The sequence below is a fragment of the Paenibacillus sp. 01T422 genome (genome assembly GCF_056398785.1).
The window spans coordinates 1-3,860 of the sequence record NZ_JBFTQB010000735.1 but is presented as its reverse complement, the minus strand read 5'-3'; the positions used below and the strand labels follow the sequence as shown (position 1 = coordinate 3,860).

The 3,860-nt window shown below is 40.9% G+C and carries 6 protein-coding genes; 5 read left to right on the top strand and 1 reads right to left on the bottom strand.

The features are described from left to right. Positions 1 to 201 precede the first annotated feature (201 nt). Entirely contained in the window at positions 202 to 312 is a 111-nt protein-coding gene (locus AC1DUA_RS30105; RefSeq protein WP_161405328.1) for a YjcZ family sporulation protein, read from the bottom strand. A 408-nt stretch (positions 313 to 720) separates the two neighbouring features. On the opposite strand from AC1DUA_RS30105, the gene AC1DUA_RS30100 reads away from it, so the two are divergent. The 5 genes from AC1DUA_RS30100 to AC1DUA_RS30080 are packed head-to-tail and all read left to right on the top strand — an operon-like array spanning position 721 to position 3,858. Further along, a complete protein-coding gene (locus AC1DUA_RS30100) occupies positions 721 to 1,092 on the top strand; it encodes a GntR family transcriptional regulator (protein ID WP_477503242.1) in 372 nt (123 codons plus the stop codon). Continuing rightward, entirely contained in the window at positions 1,085 to 1,786 is a 702-nt protein-coding gene (locus tag AC1DUA_RS30095) for an ABC transporter ATP-binding protein (RefSeq protein WP_477503241.1), read from the top strand. The genes AC1DUA_RS30100 and AC1DUA_RS30095 overlap by 8 nt, the downstream gene beginning before the upstream one ends. Beyond that, positions 1,773 to 2,447 carry an ABC transporter permease gene (locus AC1DUA_RS30090; protein WP_477503240.1) on the top strand — a complete coding sequence of 225 codons (675 nt, stop codon included), beginning with the start codon at positions 1,773 to 1,775 and terminating at the stop codon, positions 2,445 to 2,447. Before AC1DUA_RS30095 ends, AC1DUA_RS30090 begins: the two co-directional genes overlap by 14 nt. 4 nt (positions 2,448 to 2,451) lie before the next feature. After that, a complete protein-coding gene (locus AC1DUA_RS30085) occupies positions 2,452 to 3,156 on the top strand; it encodes a lysostaphin resistance A-like protein (RefSeq protein ID WP_477503239.1) in 705 nt (234 codons plus the stop codon). Positions 3,157 to 3,180: 24 nt separating this feature from the next. Next, positions 3,181 to 3,858 (top strand): response regulator transcription factor, encoded by a 678-nt coding sequence (locus AC1DUA_RS30080; protein ID WP_477503238.1) that lies wholly within the window; start codon positions 3,181 to 3,183, stop codon positions 3,856 to 3,858. Positions 3,859 to 3,860 lie beyond the last annotated feature (2 nt).

The window sequence follows — 3,860 nt, the reverse complement described above, 5'->3', positions numbered from 1 at the left end:
GACGTATGCCCTAATTAAGTATTGGAATAGCCTGCAAAAAAATACAGCAGGTCCATCCAGGTGAGTCACTCATCTGATATGTCACCTTCGTTTACCATTACAAGGTCACTCTGAGAATAAGATATCAGGAACAAAGAAAAAACGGCTCGCATTTAATTAGCGGCCGTTTTTTTCTTGTTGTTCTTAGTGTTGGTTAAGGAATTACCATACAAAAGCTGATGTTATGATTACCAAAAGAATAAAAAGAACCAAAATAGCTGCTGCGCTAGAACCGTAACCTGCACAACTTGCACCACAACCGACTGCTCCCATGCGTACTCATTCCCTTCTGGTAATTTGTCACTACGGTATAAATTATGTCCATTGAATTGTAATTGATTGGACGCATGAATCAATTTACGTGTTGAAATGGGAGTTGCCCTGGTTGACATATGGAACTTTGGGTGAGAGGATAATCTTTATATGATAATCTAGAACAATATTGTATTTGTGATAAGGCTTGTTGCAGCTGGTAGATAATTTCATCAAATTCAATGAAACAGTGTTTAACTTTGCATAAGTTAAACACTGTTTTTTTGCATTATCGAACTCAACTTCGTTCCTTCAATTGGCGTGTAGTGCTCGTCCTTTTTTGAAATACCTATTGACTTCGGTCCCCCTTAGTATTACTGTATTAATTAACTAATACAGTAATACTGAATGCAGTTTGTGGAGGCTTCGATGGAGTTCAATCAGAAGGAAGCGATTTATACCCAAATTATCGATGACATCAAAATAAAGTTCATCAACGGAACGTATCAGTTAGGTCAGGAAATTCCCTCACGACGCGAGCTTGCCAAAAGACTAGGGGTCAACCCGAATACGATCCAGAGAGCCTACAGGGAAATGGAGGACATGAAATTAATTGTAACGGCAAGAGGGCAGGGAAGCTTTATGACGGGTGATGCGGAGATTTTGGAAGCGTTAAGGGAAGAAGCGCTGAACGCCGCGGTTAGCCAAAGCATCGAAATGCTGCGTTCTTTCGGGAGATCGGATGAGGAGATTCTGGATACGATGAAAAAATATATGAAAGGGGGAAAACGCAATGATTAGAGTGGACCATGTCGTTAAGACATTCAGAAATAAAAAAGCGTTGGACGATATATCCTTTTCTGCCGGTGAGGGGCGAATCGTTGGATTATTGGGTACGAACGGTGCAGGCAAATCTACGTTGCTTAGTGCTATGGCAGGGCTACTTCTGTTGGATCAGGGTGAAATTACGCTGGACGGCAAATCGCCGTGTTTGTCTACAAGAGGGATGCTGACGTACCTTCCCGACAAGGATGTCTGGTATCCGTGGATGAAGTTATCTGACGCCATGCAGTATATGAAAGACATGTATTGGGATTGGGACGATAACAAGGCTCATCATTTGCTTGATTTTTTCGAACTAATGCCCGAAACGTCGATTCGAGAGGCGTCCAAAGGGATGCGAGCGAAGATGAAGCTGTTGCTGGCACTTAGCCGGCAAGCCCGATATTTGCTCATGGACGAACCTTTCTCGGGAATCGATCCTTTTGCGCGACAACAGATTGCTCAAGCGATTGTGGAGGATTTTGTGGATGAAGGTCAAACCATCATTATAACTACACACGAGGTATCCGAAGTGGAAGTCATGCTCGATGAGGTCATATTTATTCACGAAGGGAAGCTGCTGCTTAGCGGTCATGTCGAGACATTAAAACTGGAAAGAAACTTGTCTTTAATGGATATTATGAAAGAGGTGTACGATCATGCACGCTTTTAGAAGGCTGGTGCTTACGGATCTACGGAATCGAAGAAGCACGATTTGGGTTACGCTCGGGGCAATAGTCCTGCTAAATGTGGTGGTTGCCATCCTGCCTCTTCATATGCAGCTTCCTGAGTACGGGCTTGGATTAATTATGTCTTTGAATATTATGGTATTCAGCGCCGTATTGCTAATTCCGTTTGTACACTGCTTTTCTACATGGCGTGACGAGTGGCAGCAGCATTCGATTTATCAATTATTAGTTCTTCCTGTTCCCCGAACTTATTTGCTTTTCTCCAAATATATCTCGATCCTTGTAGAAGTCATACTAATAACGGCAGTCATGCTCGCAGGTTTATGGGTGCAATACGGTGTTAGTGGAGAGCTATTGTTTCGCGCCGACCCTTTGATTACGTTCGAGTGGTCCAAGGTGCTGCTAGTGATAAAATGGTTTCTCTCTGTTACATGCTGTGTGTTTTTATGTTTTACAAGTATGTTGATTGGCAAGTGCTGCGGCAGGTTATCTCTTCTCGCAACCTGTCTAAGCTTCATTGCTGGCTTGTTTTTATGTATCGTAGCTTTCGCGAATTTCACATCGACGTTCACTTTGATCATTGTATGTCTGGTATTTTTTACGATTAGCAGCTATTTGCTGAATAAGAAAGTAGGGGTCGAATGAAAAAATGTTAGGAATAGTTGTTCAACTATTAATCTCATTGATAATCCTTCGATTAATTGCAAAGCAAAATTTATCTGTTTTAGGATTTTATCCACCGATCAAAAGATTTATGCAATTTTCAATTGGACTTCTGCTTGCTGGAATCTTATGTGTATTAGTTCAATTGCTAGATTCGATACTCATTGATCTGAGTTGGAAATTGAAGCAGGACTTATCTTTCTTTGACATCATGAATTTCTTCTGGTTGAATTTTAAATCTGTTTTATTCGAAGAATTAATATTTAGGGGTGCTTTACTCTATATTCTTATTAAACGACTAGGTTTCAAAATAGGAATTGCTGCATCATCCATTTCTTTTGGAATTTATCATTGGTTTTCTTATGGAATTATTGGTGATATTGTACCTATGATTATTATTTTTATCATTACTGGGCTTACAGGTCTAATATGGGCTTATGCGTTTGTTAAAACAAAGTCTATTGCATTACCACTTGGATTGCATTTCGGTTGGAATTTCACGTTGAATTCCGTATTTTCTAAAGGCCCATGGGGGCAGCAGATTCTCATCCCTATAGAAGGTGCGGGGTATTCTCCATTGGTGGGGATACCTTCATTGCTGAATTTTAGTATTCCAAATGTAGTTGTTCCATTAATCATATATCTATTCATCAAGATCATTTATAAAGATGACAAGCAATGGATTGGCTGAATTTAGTTGCAGGAGGAAATAATAGTGAGAAACCTGCTTGTTGCAGATGATGATGCGAATATTCGAGAGCTGCTTCGATATGTGATGACCAAAGAAGGGTTTGGGATTTACGAGGCTCAGGATGGATTGAAAGCCGTTGAGCTGATGAAGCAAACGCCTATTGATTTAGCGATTGTTGATGTTATGATGCCGAGAATGGATGGGCTCGAACTATGTGACTTTATTAGACAAAATTACGATATCCCCATTATCATGCTCACTGCTCGGGATCAACTGCAAGATAAAGAAAAGGGGTATCTTCAAGGCACAGACGATTATTTGACCAAACCGTTCGAGCCGGAAGAGCTAGTATTCAGGGTTAAAGCTTTATTCCGACGATATAATCGAACTTCAAGTGACATCATTCGAATAAATAGAATTACTATCGATCGGAGAAATATTGAGGTTTCTGACGGTCAGACTGTCTTTATTCTGCCAATGAAAGAATTCGAACTGCTATCTCAGCTCGCACAATATCCAGGTCGGTTGTTCTCGCGCGATGAACTGATTCAACTTGTTTGGGGGGCGGATTACGAAGGTGATGATCGAACGGTTGATGTGCATATCAAGAGGCTTCGTGAACGATTTGCTGATTATGCAGATGATTTCGCGATTCGGACGGTTCGCGGGATAGGTTACAAAATTGAGGTGGGAAGGCAATGAAA